Annotated in this window: 16 protein-coding genes; 10 read left to right on the top strand and 6 right to left on the bottom strand. The window is 58.9% G+C overall.

Translation table 11 applies throughout. The annotated features are described in order from the left end of the window. Positions 1 to 60: 60 nt before the first annotated feature. Entirely contained in the window at positions 61 to 978 is a 918-nt protein-coding gene (locus DXXMK7_RS01075) for a 1,4-dihydroxy-2-naphthoate polyprenyltransferase (RefSeq protein WP_038669173.1), read from the top strand. Positions 979 to 1,136: 158 nt separating this feature from the next. Then, a complete protein-coding gene (rraA, locus tag DXXMK7_RS01070; RefSeq protein WP_012767894.1) occupies positions 1,137 to 1,622 on the top strand; it encodes a ribonuclease E activity regulator RraA in 486 nt (161 codons plus the stop codon). Positions 1,623 to 1,686: 64 nt separating this feature from the next. Here rraA and zapB read toward each other — a convergent pair whose 3' ends face one another. Beyond that, positions 1,687 to 1,929 carry a cell division protein ZapB gene (gene zapB, locus DXXMK7_RS01065; protein ID WP_013315893.1) on the bottom strand — a complete coding sequence of 81 codons (243 nt, stop codon included), beginning with the start codon at positions 1,927 to 1,929 and terminating at the stop codon, positions 1,687 to 1,689. A 550-nt stretch (positions 1,930 to 2,479) separates the two neighbouring features. Between zapB and DXXMK7_RS01060 the strand changes: the two genes are divergently transcribed. The 4 genes from DXXMK7_RS01060 (at position 2,480) to fpr (ending at position 6,864) form a co-directional block, all read left to right on the top strand. Beyond that, entirely contained in the window at positions 2,480 to 3,325 is an 846-nt protein-coding gene (locus DXXMK7_RS01060; RefSeq protein ID WP_038664541.1) for an MIP/aquaporin family protein, read from the top strand. 27 nt (positions 3,326 to 3,352) lie between these two features. Further along, positions 3,353 to 4,864 carry a glycerol kinase GlpK gene (gene glpK, locus DXXMK7_RS01055; protein WP_038917484.1) on the top strand — a complete coding sequence of 504 codons (1,512 nt, stop codon included), beginning with the start codon at positions 3,353 to 3,355 and terminating at the stop codon, positions 4,862 to 4,864. Between the two features lie 133 nt (positions 4,865 to 4,997). Then, positions 4,998 to 6,008: a class II fructose-bisphosphatase gene (glpX, locus tag DXXMK7_RS01050; RefSeq protein ID WP_038664536.1), complete on the top strand. Its 1,011-nt coding sequence runs from the start codon at positions 4,998 to 5,000 to the stop codon at positions 6,006 to 6,008. Between the two features lie 109 nt (positions 6,009 to 6,117). Beyond that, positions 6,118 to 6,864, top strand: a complete 747-nt coding sequence (gene fpr, locus DXXMK7_RS01045; RefSeq protein WP_038917483.1) for a ferredoxin--NADP(+) reductase — start codon at positions 6,118 to 6,120, stop codon at positions 6,862 to 6,864. Between the two features lie 13 nt (positions 6,865 to 6,877). Here fpr and DXXMK7_RS01040 read toward each other — a convergent pair whose 3' ends face one another. Continuing rightward, entirely contained in the window at positions 6,878 to 7,303 is a 426-nt protein-coding gene (locus DXXMK7_RS01040) for a DUF805 domain-containing protein (protein ID WP_038917482.1), read from the bottom strand. 148 nt (positions 7,304 to 7,451) lie between these two features. On the opposite strand from DXXMK7_RS01040, the gene DXXMK7_RS01035 reads away from it, so the two are divergent. The 3 genes from DXXMK7_RS01035 to phoA all read left to right on the top strand — a co-directional run bounded on the left by DXXMK7_RS01035 (position 7,452) and on the right by phoA (position 10,534). Further along, entirely contained in the window at positions 7,452 to 8,045 is a 594-nt protein-coding gene (locus DXXMK7_RS01035; protein ID WP_107760925.1) for a YiiQ family protein, read from the top strand. A 141-nt stretch (positions 8,046 to 8,186) separates the two neighbouring features. Beyond that, positions 8,187 to 8,957 (top strand): triose-phosphate isomerase, encoded by a 771-nt coding sequence (gene tpiA, locus DXXMK7_RS01030; protein ID WP_038909994.1) that lies wholly within the window; start codon positions 8,187 to 8,189, stop codon positions 8,955 to 8,957. Positions 8,958 to 9,109: 152 nt separating this feature from the next. After that, entirely contained in the window at positions 9,110 to 10,534 is a 1,425-nt protein-coding gene (gene phoA, locus DXXMK7_RS01025) for an alkaline phosphatase (protein ID WP_038917480.1), read from the top strand. A 97-nt stretch (positions 10,535 to 10,631) separates the two neighbouring features. Here phoA and aguA read toward each other — a convergent pair whose 3' ends face one another. Together aguA and aguB are read right to left on the bottom strand one after the other, a co-directional pair. Continuing rightward, on the bottom strand, positions 10,632 to 11,732 hold the full coding sequence (gene aguA / locus DXXMK7_RS01020; protein ID WP_038917479.1) for an agmatine deiminase: 1,101 nt from the start codon (positions 11,730 to 11,732) through the stop codon (positions 10,632 to 10,634). A 3-nt stretch (positions 11,733 to 11,735) separates the two neighbouring features. Next, positions 11,736 to 12,620: an N-carbamoylputrescine amidase gene (aguB, locus tag DXXMK7_RS01015; protein ID WP_038917478.1), complete on the bottom strand. Its 885-nt coding sequence runs from the start codon at positions 12,618 to 12,620 to the stop codon at positions 11,736 to 11,738. A 23-nt stretch (positions 12,621 to 12,643) separates the two neighbouring features. Between aguB and DXXMK7_RS22440 the strand changes: the two genes are divergently transcribed. Continuing rightward, positions 12,644 to 12,898, top strand: coding sequence for a hypothetical protein (locus DXXMK7_RS22440; protein WP_049842589.1), 255 nt, complete (start codon positions 12,644 to 12,646; stop codon positions 12,896 to 12,898). Positions 12,899 to 12,957: 59 nt separating this feature from the next. On the opposite strand, the gene pfkA is transcribed toward DXXMK7_RS22440, so the two are convergent. Beyond that, entirely contained in the window at positions 12,958 to 13,920 is a 963-nt protein-coding gene (gene pfkA / locus DXXMK7_RS01010) for a 6-phosphofructokinase (RefSeq protein WP_038664512.1), read from the bottom strand. Positions 13,921 to 14,177: 257 nt separating this feature from the next. After that, the gene (gene fieF, locus DXXMK7_RS01005) at positions 14,178 to 15,080 is read right to left on the bottom strand and encodes a CDF family cation-efflux transporter FieF (RefSeq protein ID WP_038917476.1); all 903 of its coding nucleotides are present in this window, start codon (positions 15,078 to 15,080) and stop codon (positions 14,178 to 14,180) included. Positions 15,081 to 15,132 lie beyond the last annotated feature (52 nt).

Below are 15,132 nucleotides of genomic sequence, written 5' to 3'. Positions count from 1 at the left end.
GCTTTATTTTCCAGAACTGAACGCGCCACAATCTGGCTGATACCATGGCCCATTAACACCATGACCCAATTGACACATAGCAGCAAAACCCAAGCCTGGCTGGACAGCCTGCGTCCCAAGACGCTGCCGCTGGCTTTTGCCTCCATCGTTACCGGCACCGTCATCGCCTGCTGGCACAGCAACTTCAAGCCCGGCGTGGCGCTGCTGACGCTGATTACCGCCGGCTTGTTGCAAATCCTCTCCAATCTGGCTAACGACTATGGCGACGCCGTGAAAGGCAGCGACAAGGAAGACCGCATCGGCCCGTTACGCGGCATCCAGACCGGCGCCATCAGCCTGCAGGAGCTACGCAAGGCTCTGCTCATTACCGTGACGCTGACGGCGATTTCCGGCAGCGCGCTGGTCGCGCTGGCCTGCGAAAAGCCGGTGGACATCGTGGTGTTTCTGGCGCTCGGCCTGCTGGCGATTCTGGCCGCCATTACCTATACCGTCGGCAATAAACCGTATGGTTATATTGGGCTTGGCGACATCTCGGTGCTGATCTTTTTCGGCTGGCTGAGCGTGGCCGGGTCGTACTACCTGCAAACCGGCTACTTCGACAGCAGCGTCATTCTGCCCGCCACCGCCTGTGGTTTGCTGGCCGTCGCGGTGCTCAACATCAACAATCTGCGCGATATCGACAGCGATCGGGAAAACGGCAAGAACACGCTGGCGGTAAGGCTCGGCGCTCACAAGGCCCGGCGCTACCACATGGTGCTGCTGATGACGGCGCCGGTCTGTCTGGCGCTGTTCGCCATGCTTTATCTGCATACGCTGGCAGGCTGGCTGTTTATTCTGGCGCTGCCGCTGCTGGTGAAGCAGGGGCGCTACGTGATGCGGGAAACCACCGCGTTCAGCATGCGTCCGATGCTGGAAAAAACCGTCAAGGGCGCGTTGCTTACCAATCTGCTGTTCGCGGTGGGCGTGCTGCTGAGCTAGGCGCATGCCCGCTGAGGCAGAGTAACGGCTTGTCCCGGTTGGCAAAATCACTACCGATTACTGATGCGGGTCAAAGCCGCAGTTGATGATTTTGCCAACAACAAACAGAAAGGGATATACTCAGTCTCACACTTCCAGCGGCAACAGACGTTACTCCTATGAAATACGATACTTCCGAACTGTGTGATATCTATCATGAAGAGGTCAATGTAGTTGAGCCTCTTTTCTCCAATTTTGGCGGGCGTAGTTCATTCGGCGGCAAAATCATCACGGTGAAATGCTTTGAGGATAATGGCCTGCTGTTCGACGTGCTGGAAGAAAACGGCAGCGGACGCGTGCTGTTGGTCGACGGCGGCGGCTCCGTTCGCCGGGCGCTGGTTGACGCTGAACTGGCGCGGCTGGCTACGCAGAACGAGTGGGAAGGCATCGTGGTGTACGGTGCGGTGCGTCAGGTCGATGACCTGTCGGAGCTGGACATCGGCATTCAGGCGATGGCGGCGACCCCGGCGGGGGCGGCCAGCGAAGGCATCGGCGAAACCGATATCCGGGTGAATTTCGGCGGTGTGACCTTCTTCTCCGGTGACCATCTGTATGCCGACAATACCGGCATCATTCTGTCTGAAGACCCGCTCGATCTGGAATAACAGGCGAACACCCAAGGGCGTCAACAGACGCCCTGTGCGCATCCCGTCTGTCTGACTTCGGCGATTACTGAACGTCTTCCATTTTACCCAACAGCGCACGCAGGCGCTCTTGCCATACCAGCTGTTCCTGCTTTAACTGCTCGTTCTCGCGCATCAACGCATCACGGTTGCCCGCCATACTCTCCACTTCCTGCGACAACGTATTGTTCTTCTCTTTCAGCTCTTCGATTTCCATCTGCAACAGCGTGATCGTGTCAATCGCCTGCTGAACTTTCGCTTCCAGCTTCTCAAACACTTCAAATGACATAACTTCTAACCCCTTTTGATCGCACGGCATAAGCCGGTTAACGCAGATGTACCACGAACGGGTGTGTCACGGGCGGCATTTCATCAACAGATGCCTCACGTCTTCACACCCCGGCGCTGGCGCGCCCGACGTAAACGCCAGCCAAATTGTATGTAGCCGGATCAGGCGTGTCCAGCGCACCGCCGGTAAAACAGCGACTCTGCCTGCTTTTTCGCTCATACGCTATCAGCACAGACTGAAAATCACCCTGATCATTATTAAACAGCTTTAATGTTAATGCATTTAACACCCCTGTTAACACCCGCCCGGCGGGCAGATGGGCGCTTTGTCGCTAATTACGCGAATGCGCGCATTTTCTTGACGCATCACACACATTTTGATTTCGATATTTCTCGTTTTCGAGCATTAACGATAAATTCACATCCGAAATACAAAAAGAGTCTGGCCGTGAATCCTTCCAGGACCGACGGGACAGACCAGAAACGCGCAGGTTAGTCCATCGGCCTGCGTCAACCATCCATGCTGTAGCCTACAAGCAGGAACAAGCATTATGAGTCAATCTGAACTTTCTACCCTTAAAGGCCAGTGCATCGCCGAGTTTCTCGGCACTGGCCTGTTGATTTTCTTTGGCGTTGGCTGTGTGGCGGCTTTGAAACTGGCGGGCGCCAGCTTCGGGCAATGGGAAATCAGCATTATCTGGGGGTTGGGCGTCGCCATGGCGATCTACCTGACCGCCGCGATTTCCGGCGCGCACCTCAATCCGGCGGTGACCATTGCATTATGGCTGTTCGCCTGCTTCGACGGCCGCAAAGTGATGCCGTATATCCTCGCGCAGGTGGCCGGCGCATTCTGCTCGGCCGCATTGGTCTACGGCCTCTATCACAACCTGTTCGACAATATCGAGCAGACGCACAATATGGTGCGCGGCAGTGTGGAAAGCCTCGATCTGGCCGGGATCTTCTCCACCTACCCCAACCCGCATATTTCGGTCTTGCAGGCCTTCCTGGTGGAAATGGTCATCACCGCCATTCTGATGTGCCTGATTCTGGCGCTGACCGACGACGGCAACGGCATTCCGCGCGGGCCGCTGGCGCCGTTGCTGATCGGTATTCTGATCGCGGTGATCGGCGCATCGATGGGGCCGTTGACCGGATTTGCCATGAACCCGGCGCGTGACGCGGGTCCGAAGCTGTTTGCCTATTTCGCTGGCTGGGGCAAGATCGCACTGACCGGCGGGCGCGATATTCCTTATATGCTGATACCGATTTTCGGCCCGATTGTCGGCGCCTGTCTGGGCGCGTTCAGCTATCGCACCCTGATTGGCCGCAACCTGCCCTGCGATGTCTGCGCGACAGACAACGACACGGCAGCGTCAGCCCAAACCCGTAAGGTCTAACCCTACTACGCTCACAGGATTACGTTTATGAACCAGGAAAAAAAATACATCGTCGCGCTCGACCAGGGAACCACCAGCTCACGGGCTGTCGTACTGGACCATGACGCCAACATCGTCAGCGTATCCCAGCGGGAATTTACCCAGATCTACCCCAAAGCGGGCTGGGTAGAACACGACCCGATGGAAATCTGGGCCTCGCAAAGCTCCACGCTGGTGGAAGCGCTGGCGAAAGCCGGCATCAGCAGCGACGAAATCGCCGGCATCGGTATCACCAACCAGCGTGAAACCGCCGTGGTATGGGAAAAAGAAACCGGCAAACCCATCTACAACGCCATCGTCTGGCAATGCCGCCGCTCCGCCGACATCTGCGAAAAACTGAAAAAAGACGGGCTGGAAGAGTACATCCGCGCCAACACCGGCCTGGTGGTCGACCCGTATTTTTCCGGCACCAAGGTCAAATGGATCCTCGACCATGTGGAAGGCTCACGTGAACGCGCCCGCCGCGGCGAGCTGCTGTTCGGCACCATCGACACCTGGCTTATCTGGAAAATGACTCAGGGTCGCGTCCACGTCACTGATTACACCAACGCCTCCCGCACCATGTTGTTCAACATCCATACGCTGGACTGGGACGAACGCATGCTGGAAGTGCTGGATATCCCGCGCGCGATGCTGCCGCAGGTGCGCCCGTCCTCCGAGGTTTACGGCCAGACCAACATCGGCGGCAAAGGCGGCACCCGCATTCCCATCGCCGGTATCGCCGGCGACCAGCAGGCGGCGCTGTACGGCCAACTGTGCGTACATCCCGGCATGGCGAAAAACACCTACGGCACCGGCTGCTTCCTGCTGATGAACACCGGCACCGAAGCGGTACGTTCCAAACACGGCCTGCTGACCACCATCGCCTGCGGCCCGCGCGGCGAAGTGAACTATGCGCTGGAAGGCGCGGTATTTATCGGCGGCGCGTCGATCCAGTGGCTGCGCGACGAACTGAAACTGATTGGCGATGCGATGGACTCCGAATACTTCGCCACCAAAGTGAAAGACAGCAATGGCGTCTATGTGGTGCCCGCGTTCACCGGGCTGGGCGCGCCCTACTGGGACCCGTACGCCCGCGGCGCAATTTTCGGCCTGACCCGCGGCGTTAACGCCAATCACATCATCCGCGCCACGCTGGAATCCATCGCCTACCAGACCCGCGACGTGCTGGACGCGATGCAGGCCGACGCCGATACTCGCCTGCAATCGCTGCGGGTGGACGGCGGCGCGGTCGCCAACAACTTCCTGATGCAGTTCCAGTCCGACATTCTGGGCACCCGCGTCGAGCGTCCGCAGGTGCGTGAATCCACCGCGCTGGGGGCGGCATTCCTCGCCGGTCTGGCGACGGGTTTCTGGAATGATCTGGACGAAGTGAAGAGCAAGACCGCCATCGAGCGGGAGTTCCGTCCCAGCATCGAAACCGTGGAACGCAACTTCCGTTACCGCGGCTGGCAAAAAGCGGTGGAACGCGCCCGCGCGTGGGAAGAACACGACGAGTAAAATCATCGCTATCCTTGATCGGGCGCGGCTATCGCGCCCTTTTTTCCTTCCACCTCGCCCCTCGTCCGTCATCACGCCTGTGCTACCATAATGCCCCGACAATTCCTTTATTCCCCGTTCAAGACAGGTACCCATGAAACGTGAATTAGCCATCGAATTCTCCCGCGTTACCGAAGCGGCCGCGCTGGCCGGTTACAAATGGCTGGGCCGTGGCGATAAGAACGCCGCCGACAACGCTGCGGTGCAGGCGATGCGTATCATGCTCAATCAGGTCGACATCAACGGTCGAATCGTCATCGGCGAAGGCGAAATCGATGAAGCGCCGATGCTCTACATCGGCGAGCAAGTGGGCACCGGGCACGGCGACGCGGTAGACATCGCCGTCGATCCGATCGAAGGCACCCGCATGACGGCGATGGGGCAGGCTAACGCGCTGGCGGTGCTGGCGGTGGGTGAACAGGGGGCATTCCTGCACGCGCCCGACATGTACATGGAAAAACTGATTGTCGGCCCGCAGGCCAAAGGCGCTATCGACCTTGACCGTCCGCTGGAAGACAACCTGAAACGGGTTGCAGAACGGTTGGGCAAGCCGCTCGGCGAACTCACCGTGATCACGCTGGCCAAACCGCGCCACGATCGGGTGATCGCCGACATGCAGCGGCTGGGCGTAAAAGTGTTCGCCATTCCTGATGGCGACGTGGCCGCCTCTATTCTGACCTGCATGCCGGAAAGCGAGGTCGACGTGCTCTACGGCATCGGCGGCGCGCCGGAAGGCGTGATCTCGGCGGCGGTGATCCGCGCGCTGGACGGCGACATGCAGGGGCGTCTGCTGGCCCGTCACCAGGTGAAGGAAGACAATGCGGAAAACCGTCGGCTGGGCGAGCAGGAACTGGCGCGCTGCCGTGAAATGGGCATCGAAGCCGGCAAGGTACTGATGCTGGGCGACATGGCGCGCAACGACAACGTGATATTTTCCGCCACCGGCATCACCAAGGGCGATCTGCTCGACGGCATTTCCCGCCGCGGCAACATCGCCACCACCGAAACCCTGCTGATCCGCGGCAAGTCGCGCACCATCCGCCGCATCAGTTCGACCCATTATCTGGACCGCAAAGATCAGGCGCTGCACGCCTTTTTGCTGTAGCCGCGACAAGGCACGAATTGTTTCACTGTTGTTAACAGATCGCGTATCGTAAGGTCTGGCTGCGCGCAGCCCTGTGACACCCGAGAGATCAAAACAGGAGCATAGAACCATGGCAGAGTGGGTGACCGGCAAGGTTATTCAGGTTGAACACTGGACGGAAAACTTATTCAGTCTGCGGCTGGAAGCGCCTGTGGCGCCGTTTACCGCCGGGCAGTTCGCCAAGCTGGCGCTGGAACTGGACGGCGAGCGAGTGCAGCGCGCCTATTCCTACGTCAACGCTCCCAGCGACAATCTGCTGGAGTTTTACCTGGTCAACGTGCCGGACGGCAAGCTCAGCCCGTATCTGCACCGTTGCCAGCCGGGCGACGAGGTGCTGGTGACGCAGGAAGCCGCCGGCTTCTTCGTGCTCGACGAGATTCCGGACTGCGACACGCTGTGGATGCTGGCGACCGGCACCGCCATCGGCCCGTATCTGTCGATTCTGCAGGAAGGGCGCGATCTGGAACGGTTCAAACATATCGTGCTGGTGCACGCCGCCCGTTTCGCCCGCGATCTCAGCTACCTGCCGCTGATGCAACAGCTGGAACAGCGCTATGACGGCAAGCTGCGCATCCAGACCGTGGTCAGCCGCGAGGAACAGCCCGGCACGCTCACCGGCCGCGTGCCGGCGCTGATTGAAAGCGGCGCGCTGGAGGCGGCGGTCGGCCTGCCGATGGACGCGGCGACCAGCCACGTGATGCTGTGCGGCAACCCGCAGATGGTGCGGGATACCCAGCAGTTGCTCAAAGACACGCGGCAGATGAGCAAACACCTGCGCCGCCGTCCCGGCCATATGACCAGCGAGCACTACTGGTAACGACGAGCGAGATTCAGGAAGCGCGGAGCCGCAATGGCTCCGCCGCCGGTCCAAAACGGTTTGCGCCAGCCGTACCGACAAACGCGCCGCAATCCAGCAGCATCATCACGGCAATCAACACAGGCAGAAAACGCCCCACGCCCCACTGACCGAGCGGCGGTAGCATCGACCAGTTGCCGTTGCCCAGCATCCAGGCCACCACCAGCAATAACGCCCACCAGCCGCTTTTGTTGCGGTCATGCAGCCGTTTGACCAGTATCGCCGCCAGCGGCCACATCAACACCACCAGCACGAACGCCGCTTTCTGGGTTTCCAGCCAGCCGGTACCGGCCAGCATGAACAACCCCACCATCAACGCCAGCACAATCACCATCCCTAACCAGAAATCCCGGCGGCCAACACGGCCGCGAAACGAAAAACACCATTGTTGTATCGTCATCACTTTCCATCCCCGAATGCGGTTCTACGGGCGTGAGTTTACCTTAAGTCAGGCCGGGTTTTTTATCGCACGTTTTGACAATTGAGTCCGAATCCCGTTTTAATCACACAGCATGCCAACGGTACGTGACGATACTGATAAATTGATGATGAAAAATGCCCTGTTGATTGTTTGTTGCCTGTCTGCTGGCCTACTCTGCACCCCGTTTGCCAGGAGTGACGGTCTGTTCCAGCAAAAACCCCCGACCGCCGCGCCTTATCTGCTGTCAGGCTCTCCCACGTTCGACATGACCATCGTACAGTTTCGCACCCGTTATAACCTGAGCAACCCGTCGTTGCCGATTAGCGAATACCGGGTGGTCGATACCGGCGATGACTCGCCCAATCTGACGCGCGCCGCCAGCCGCATCAACGATCGTCTGTATTCTTCCACCGCGCTGGAAAAAGGCACCGGCAAGATCAAAACCATGCAGATTACCTGGCTGCCCAAACCGAAAGATACCGACCAGAGCGGACGACGCAAACAGGCTATCGGCTACATGGCGGCGCTGGTGCGCACCTTTATGCCGTCGTTGACCACCGAGCAAAGCCTGAAAAAGATCGAAACGTTGCTGGAAAAAGGCAAAGGGCAGCGCTTTTACCAGCAAACGGAAGGAGCATTGCGCTACGTCGTGGCGGATCATGGCGAAAAAGGGCTAACTTTCGCTGTTGAACCGATTAAGCTGGCGCTATCTGATTCGTGATCACATCGAGAATTAGGCACGAAAAACAGAGCCACCGTGCCATTTCGACTCTATACTATCGTCAGTTTTGTATCATCGTCAGATTGGCTGCCTGACGCAGCCATGCATTGATTAACTGGCAATTCGCCTGGAGGAAACAAGATGCGACACCCCTTAGTCATGGGCAACTGGAAGCTGAACGGCAGCACCAGCATGGTTCACGAACTGATCGCCGGCCTGCGCAATGAACTGAGCGCCGTAACGGGTTGCGGCGTAGCCATCGCGCCGCCGGCTATTTATCTGGATCAGGCTAAACACCTGCTGGCAGGCAGCCGTATCGCACTGGGCGCCCAGAACGTGGACGTCAACCTTGCCGGCGCCTTCACCGGTGAAACCTCCGCCGCCATGCTGAAAGACATCGGCGCCCAATACATCATCATCGGCCACTCCGAACGCCGTACCTATCATCACGAAAGCGACGAGTTCATCGCTAAAAAATTCGCCGTGCTGAAAGAAACCGGCCTGATTCCGGTACTGTGCATCGGTGAAACCGAAGCCGAAAACGAAGCCGGCCAGACCGAAGCCGTATGCGCGCGTCAACTGGACGCCGTGCTGAACACGCTGGGCGCGAAAGCGTTCGAAAACACCGTGATTGCCTACGAGCCGGTCTGGGCCATCGGCACCGGCAAATCCGCCACCCCGGCGCAGGCGCAGGCGGTGCATAAATTCATCCGCAACCACATCGCCAAACAGGATGCGGCGGTAGCCGAGCAGGTCATCATTCAGTACGGCGGGTCGGTCAATGCCGCCAATGCCGCTGAACTCTTCACCCAGCCGGACATCGACGGCGCGCTGGTTGGCGGCGCGTCGCTGAAAGCCGACGCCTTCGCGGTCATCGTCAAAGCTGCCGCCGAAGCCAAAAGCCAGGCCTGATTAGCCTCGCTGATATCACGCAACGGCTCCGCTTCGGGGCCGTTTTTTTATGCTTTTTTCCACCCATACCGACCACGTTCATCATTCTGTCATTTTCTCTGTCTAGGTTTTACCGCACATGTTTATTTGTTACTTAATTTAACTGCGAGTGAATGACCATGACCCGTAAGGCTTTGATCCGCAAAACCCTGCGCTCTTCCCTGATGATGACGCTTATCGCCGGCAGCGCATTGGCCGCCAGCGCCGATTACCACCGCCAGGCTCAGGGCGACATCACTCAGCCCGGCGGCGCGCGCCGCCTCAGCGCCGATCAGACCGAGATGCTGAAAGCCTCGCTCAACGCGAAAACCGCCAAAAACGTGATCCTGCTGATTGGCGACGGCATGGGTGACTCGGAAATCACCGCCGCACGTAACTACGCGCTGGGCGCCGGCGGTTTCTTCAAAGGCATTGACGCGCTGCCGCTGACCGGCCAATACACCCACTACTCGCTGGACAAGAAAACCCGCAAACCGGATTACGTTACCGATTCCGCCGCATCGGCCACCGCCTGGTCCAGCGGCGTCAAAACCTACAACGGCGCGCTGGGCGTGGATGTGGACGGCAAAGACCATAAGACGCTGATTGAAATCGCCAAAGCGGCGGGCAAAGCCACCGGCAACGTCTCCACCGCCGAACTGGAAGACGCCACGCCGGCCGCAATGGTGTCGCACGTCACCTCGCGTAAGTGCTACGGCCCGGAAAAAACCAGCCAGCAGTGCCCGACCAACGCGCTGGAAAACGGCGGTCGCGGTTCCATCGCCGAACAGCTGCTGGTTACCCGCGCCGATGTCACGCTGGGCGGCGGCGCAGCCACCTTCAAAGAAATCGCCAAAGCAGGTAAATATCAGGGTAAAAGCCTGACAGAACAGGCGGAAGCGCTGGGCTACCACCTCGTAACCGATCTGGACGGCATGAATGCCGTTACCGCCGCCAGTCAGAGCAAACCGGTGCTGGGCCTGTTCGCCGACGGCAACATGCCGGTGCGCTGGCAGGGACCGAAAGCCAGCTACCACGGCAACCTCGATAAACCGGTAGTGACCTGTGAACCCAACGCCCAACGCGGCGCCGGCGTGCCGACACTGGCGCAAATGACCGATAAGGCCATCCAGCTGTTGAGCAAGAACAAAAACGGTTTCTTCCTGCAGGTGGAAGGCGCCTCTATCGACAAGCAGGACCACGCCGCCAACCCGTGCGGCCAGTTCGGTGAAACGGTAGATCTGGACGAAGCGGTGCAGAAAGCGCTGGAATTCGCCCGTCGCGACGGCAACACGCTGGTGATCGTCACCGCCGACCACGCCCACTCCAGCCAGATCGTCGAAAACGGCGCTAAAGCGCCGGGCCTGACGCAGGCGCTGAACACCAAAGATAACGCCGTGATGACCATCAGCTACGGTAACTCGGAAGAGGAATCGCAGGGACACACCGGCACCCAGCTGCGCATCGCCGCCTACGGTCCGCACGCCGCCAATGTGGTGGGCCTGACCGACCAGACCGACCTGTTCTACACCATGAAAAACGCGATGGGGCTGAAATAATCCCGGCATCCGACAGCGTAACCATCGATCCGCAATAATCAAAAAGGCAGGTGCGAAACCTGCCTTTTTATCTGATAGACAACAACGGGTTAAACGACTACGCCGATTTCGCCGCCGGAATTTGTTGGGTAATACAATGGATGTTGCCGCCGCCCAGCAGGATCTCGCGGGCCGGCACGCCGCTTATCCGGTAATCAGGGAACATCTGTTGCAGCAGCGCCTGCGCCTGCGCGTCGGTGCGTTCATCCAGCAACGGGTAAATGATCTGCTGGTTGCTGATCAGGAAATTGACGTACGACCCCGCCAGCCGCGACCCGGCGTTACGTTCAATGGCATTGCCGTCGGTCACGCCCGCCGCTTCTTCCGGCGTGGCGTACAGCGGGCCCGGCGCCGGCAGTTTCCAGATTTTCAGCGACCGGCCTTTCGCGTCCTTCGCCTGCGACAGCACCTGATACGCCGCCTGAGAGCGGGCGTACTGCGGGTCGGTTTCATCGTCGGTCCAGTGCAGCGCCACTTCGCCGGGGCGTACAAAACAGCACATGTTATCGATGTGGCCGTCGGTTTCGTCGTTATACACGCCGTCTTCCAGCCAGATAAAAGCGGTCACGCCGAGATAATCCCGCAGCAGTTGTTCAATCTGCGCCTTGTTCAGGTGCGGATTGCGGTTCGGGTTCAGCAGGCACTCGGCGGTGGTCAGCAGCGTGCCTTCGCCATCGGTGTGGATGGAGCCGCCTTCCAGAATCAGCGGCGCGGCATAACGCGCATCGCCGTGATACGCCAGCACCTGCGCGGCGACCTTTTCGTCACGGCTCCAGTCTTCGTACAGTCCGCCCAGCGCGCCGCCCCAGGCGTTGAACTGCCAGTCGACGCCACGGCGTTCGCCGGCGTCGTTCAGCACCACGGTCGGCCCGGTGTCGCGCATCCAGGCGTCATCGCTTTCCATCTCCACCAGCGTGACGCCGGCCGGCATGACGCTTTTGGCGAGCGCCATCTGGTCGCGTGGCACGCCCATGATGACCGGCGTGGTCTGCGCAATGGCGGCGGCAACGGCGGCAAAGGTGCGCTGAGCGGGAATGACATCCCCTTGTGAGCGCCAGTTGTCGCGGCGATACGGCCACAACATCCACACGGCGTCGTGCGGCGCCCATTCCGCCGGCATGGAGAAACCGTCCTGCAACGGCGTGGTCAGTTCAGACATCACTTATCTCCAGGTCTTGCCGTCAGAAGTGCCGATTACGCCGTACATGTCCGGGCGACGGTCGCGGAACAGGCCCCAGGAAGCGCGCTGCGCGGCGATGGCGTCCAGATCGAACTCGTGCACCAGCACCGTTTCATCCGTCTTGTTGGCCTGCGCTACCAGCGCACCGGTTTGATCGGCGATGAACGATGAACCGTAGAAGGTCATTTCCAGACCGTCGATGTATTTGCTGGCTTCGGTGCCGATGCGGTTAGAGGCAATCACCGGAATCAGGTTGGCGGCGGCATGGCCCTGCTGTACGCGAGTCCAGTGCGGCTGGCTGTCGATTTCCGGGTACGCCGGCTCGGAACCGATGGCGGTCGGGTAGAAAATCAACTCAGCGCCTTTGAGCGCCAGGCAACGGGCGGTTTCCGGGAACCATTGATCCCAGCAGATGCCCACGCCCACTTTGGCGTAGCGGGTCTGCCACACTTTGAAACCGGTGTCGCCCGGAATAAAGAACTGTTTTTCCTGATAAGCCGGGCCGTTCGGAATATGGGTTTTACGATACACATCCAGCACGCTGCCGTCGGCATCGATCATTACCAGCGAGTTATAGTAGGCGTTATTGGCGCGCTCGAAGAAACTCAGCGGCAGCACCACTTCCAGCTCGGCCGCCAGCGCGGAGAAGTGTTTGATAAGCGGGCTGGTTGCCAGCTCCTGCGCCAGCGCATAATGCTCCGGGCTCTGGTCGATGCAGAAATAAGGCGCGGCAAACAGTTCCTGAATCAGAATGATTTGTGCCCCCTGAGCATGCGCCTGACGCACCAGCCTTTCGGCGTTTTCGGTATTTTTTGGCAAATCCCAGGTGCAGGCCATCTGAGTGGCGGCAACGGTAACTTTTGTCATGCGAAAACCTCAATAATTTCTGTATGGGTGCTCATGCCTGCGCCGCCAGCGGCGTGGGTAATAGCAAGAGTCTGGTAAAAAGTTTAGGTCAACAAATCACCCTGTGCCCGGCGAACGCCGTCATACGCGACGCGGCACAGCAAAGCGGCGCCATTATGCCAGCGAATCATGACGGTGAAGATGCACAGAGCCTCCTGCCGCCGACTGCCGGCACTCGAATCGTTCGCCGATGGTTTTGCCGTTTTCTGTTTCCCAACCTGTTTTCTATTTCCAAATAAGAAATCCCGCCCTGGAGAGCGGGATTTGCTTTTTCGGCCCGGCCGTCGCCGGGCACACATCAGAACAGCTTCTTGGCGGTGTTAAGCCAGTCGCCTTTGAACGGGCGCTTCATGTTCTCGATGGCGTCGATAATATCATGATGGACCAGTTTTTCATTCTGGATCCCGACGCACCGGCCGCCGTAGCCCTGCTGCAGCAGTTCGATGGAGTACGCGCCCATGCGGGAGGCGAGGATACGGTCGTAGGCCACCGGCGACCCGCCGCGCTGGATGTGGCCCAGTACGGTGGCGCGGGTTTCACGTTCGGTTTCCTGCTCGATATAGTGCGCCAGTTCGTCCACATCGCACACCAGTTCGGTAATGGCCACGATGGCGTGCTTCTTCCCTTTGGCGATACCGGCTTTGATCTCTTCCACCAAGTCTTCTTTTTTGAAGTCGACTTCCGGCAGCACGATAAACTCACACCCCCCGGCAATCGCCGCCGCCAGCGTCAGATCGCCGCAATGACGCCCCATCACTTCCACGATGGAAATACGCTGGTGCGAAGAAGAGGTATCACGCAGGCGGTCAATCGCTTCCACCACGGTTTCCAGCGCGGTGAAATAACCGATGGTGTAGTCGGTGCCGGCAACGTCGTTATCGATGGTGCCCGGCAAACCGATGCAGGGGAAACCCATTTCCGTCAGGCGTTTGGCCCCCATGTAGGAACCGTCGCCGCCGATCACCACCAGCGCATCCAGGCCGCGTTTTTTCATGTTTTCCACGCACACCTGACGCACCGCTTCTTCGCGGAACGCCGGAAAACGGGCGGACCCGAGGAACGTGCCGCCGCGGTTGATCACATCCGACACGCTATAGCGGTCCAACTGCACCATGCGATCTTCGTACAAACCCAGATAGCCATCATAGATGCCGTATACGTCCAGGTTTTCCGCTAACCCTGCTCGCACCACGCCACGAATGGCCGCATTCATGCCCGGCGCATCGCCACCGCTCGTCAGTACTCCGATTTTTTTAATCATGACAACCTCTGGATTTGTAGATGTAAACTCGCAGATTCTTCTATCTCAAGGCACACAGGACAAAGCCTAACCGTTTATCAGCATATTATAACAAATACCCGTAGCTGAATTGATTCAGGTCAGGCATCACGCCCCATAAAAAGCCACCGCATATCACATTTTTACAACACTTTCTGGTATCGGCGGTGTTCTCCCGCCGTTTGGTTCGTCTCAAAAAGCACAACATGACACATGTTGCGTGCCAGCATGCTGGCGGTCTATAACACCCAGCGACCACGCTGTTCCTGCGGCACTACCGAGACGGGATCCTGATGAATGATAACGTCTGAACCGGGGAAACGCTTGAGCAATGCCTGCTCCAGTTCGTCCGCAATCTGATGTGATTCCACCAGCGGCAGGTTATCCGCCATTTCGAGATGCAGTTGGATAAAACGGGTCGGGCCTGAACGACGGGTCCGCAACTGATGCGCACCGCTTACGCCCGGCCATGAGGACACGATATTGACGATTTCCTGCCGCTCCTCGTCCGGCAAGGCCCGATCCAGCAACACCTGAATAGCCTCATAGGCCATTCGCAACGCACTGCCTAAAATATAGACGCCGATCCCCAGTGCGAACACCGCATCGGCCCAATTAACGCCTTTCCAGCTCAACGCCAGCGACAGCAAAATCGCGCCATTCATCAGGACGTCCGACTGGTAATGCAGCATATCCGCCCGCACCGCCTGACTATGGGTTTTGCGGATTACCCAGCGCTGGAATGCTACCAGCAAACCCGTCACCACCAGCGCGATAATGGTAATCCACATCCCCAGTTCAGGCCCTTGCAACGGCTGCGGGGTAATCAGATGCTGGGCGCCGGTCAATAACAAAAACAGCGCCGAACCGGAAATGAACATGCTCTGCGCCAGCGCGGCCAGCGACTCGGCTTTGCCATGCCCGAACGTATGTTCCGTATCGGCGGGTTGCAGCGAGTAACGCACCACCAGCAGATTAACCAGCGACGCCGCGATATCCACCAGCGAATCAACCAGCGACGCCAGCAAACTGACCGACCCCGTGTACCACCAGGCGTACACCTTCATACCAAACAGAGATAACGCCGTGGCGGTAGCCAGAAAAGCGGCTGTCGTCACCAGGCGCGCGTAATGAGAATTCATACACAATTCCATTCAAGCGAGGGGGCCAGTATACCGAATTCTGGCACCGGAA

The sequence above is a fragment of the Dickeya sp. MK7 genome, assembly GCF_000406305.1.
Taxonomy (GTDB): domain Bacteria; phylum Pseudomonadota; class Gammaproteobacteria; order Enterobacterales; family Enterobacteriaceae; genus Dickeya; species Dickeya fangzhongdai.
This window is presented reverse-complemented; position numbering and strand designations above follow the sequence as displayed.

Bases quoted from the DNA above. Each gene is read 5' to 3' on its own strand.
- rraA (WP_012767894.1), top strand. From the start codon at position 1,137: ATGAAATACGATACTTCCGAACTGTGTGATATCTATCATGAAGAGGTC.
- zapB (WP_013315893.1), bottom strand. From the start codon at position 1,929: ATGTCATTTGAAGTGTTTGAGAAGCTGGAAGCGAAAGTTCAGCAGGCG.
- DXXMK7_RS01075 (WP_038669173.1), top strand. From the start codon at position 61: ATGACCCAATTGACACATAGCAGCAAAACCCAAGCCTGGCTGGACAGC.
- aguA (WP_038917479.1), bottom strand. From the start codon at position 11,732: ATGTCTGAACTGACCACGCCGTTGCAGGACGGTTTCTCCATGCCGGCG.
- DXXMK7_RS01040 (WP_038917482.1), bottom strand. From the start codon at position 7,303: ATGACGATACAACAATGGTGTTTTTCGTTTCGCGGCCGTGTTGGCCGC.
- DXXMK7_RS01060 (WP_038664541.1), top strand. From the start codon at position 2,480: ATGAGTCAATCTGAACTTTCTACCCTTAAAGGCCAGTGCATCGCCGAG.
- DXXMK7_RS01035 (WP_107760925.1), top strand. From the start codon at position 7,452: ATGAAAAATGCCCTGTTGATTGTTTGTTGCCTGTCTGCTGGCCTACTC.
- tpiA (WP_038909994.1), top strand. From the start codon at position 8,187: ATGCGACACCCCTTAGTCATGGGCAACTGGAAGCTGAACGGCAGCACC.
- pfkA (WP_038664512.1), bottom strand. From the start codon at position 13,920: ATGATTAAAAAAATCGGAGTACTGACGAGCGGTGGCGATGCGCCGGGC.
- fpr (WP_038917483.1), top strand. From the start codon at position 6,118: ATGGCAGAGTGGGTGACCGGCAAGGTTATTCAGGTTGAACACTGGACG.
- fieF (WP_038917476.1), bottom strand. From the start codon at position 15,080: ATGAATTCTCATTACGCGCGCCTGGTGACGACAGCCGCTTTTCTGGCT.
- phoA (WP_038917480.1), top strand. From the start codon at position 9,110: ATGACCATGACCCGTAAGGCTTTGATCCGCAAAACCCTGCGCTCTTCC.
- glpK (WP_038917484.1), top strand. From the start codon at position 3,353: ATGAACCAGGAAAAAAAATACATCGTCGCGCTCGACCAGGGAACCACC.
- glpX (WP_038664536.1), top strand. From the start codon at position 4,998: ATGAAACGTGAATTAGCCATCGAATTCTCCCGCGTTACCGAAGCGGCC.
- DXXMK7_RS22440 (WP_049842589.1), top strand. From the start codon at position 12,644: ATGGGTGCTCATGCCTGCGCCGCCAGCGGCGTGGGTAATAGCAAGAGT.
- aguB (WP_038917478.1), bottom strand. From the start codon at position 12,620: ATGACAAAAGTTACCGTTGCCGCCACTCAGATGGCCTGCACCTGGGAT.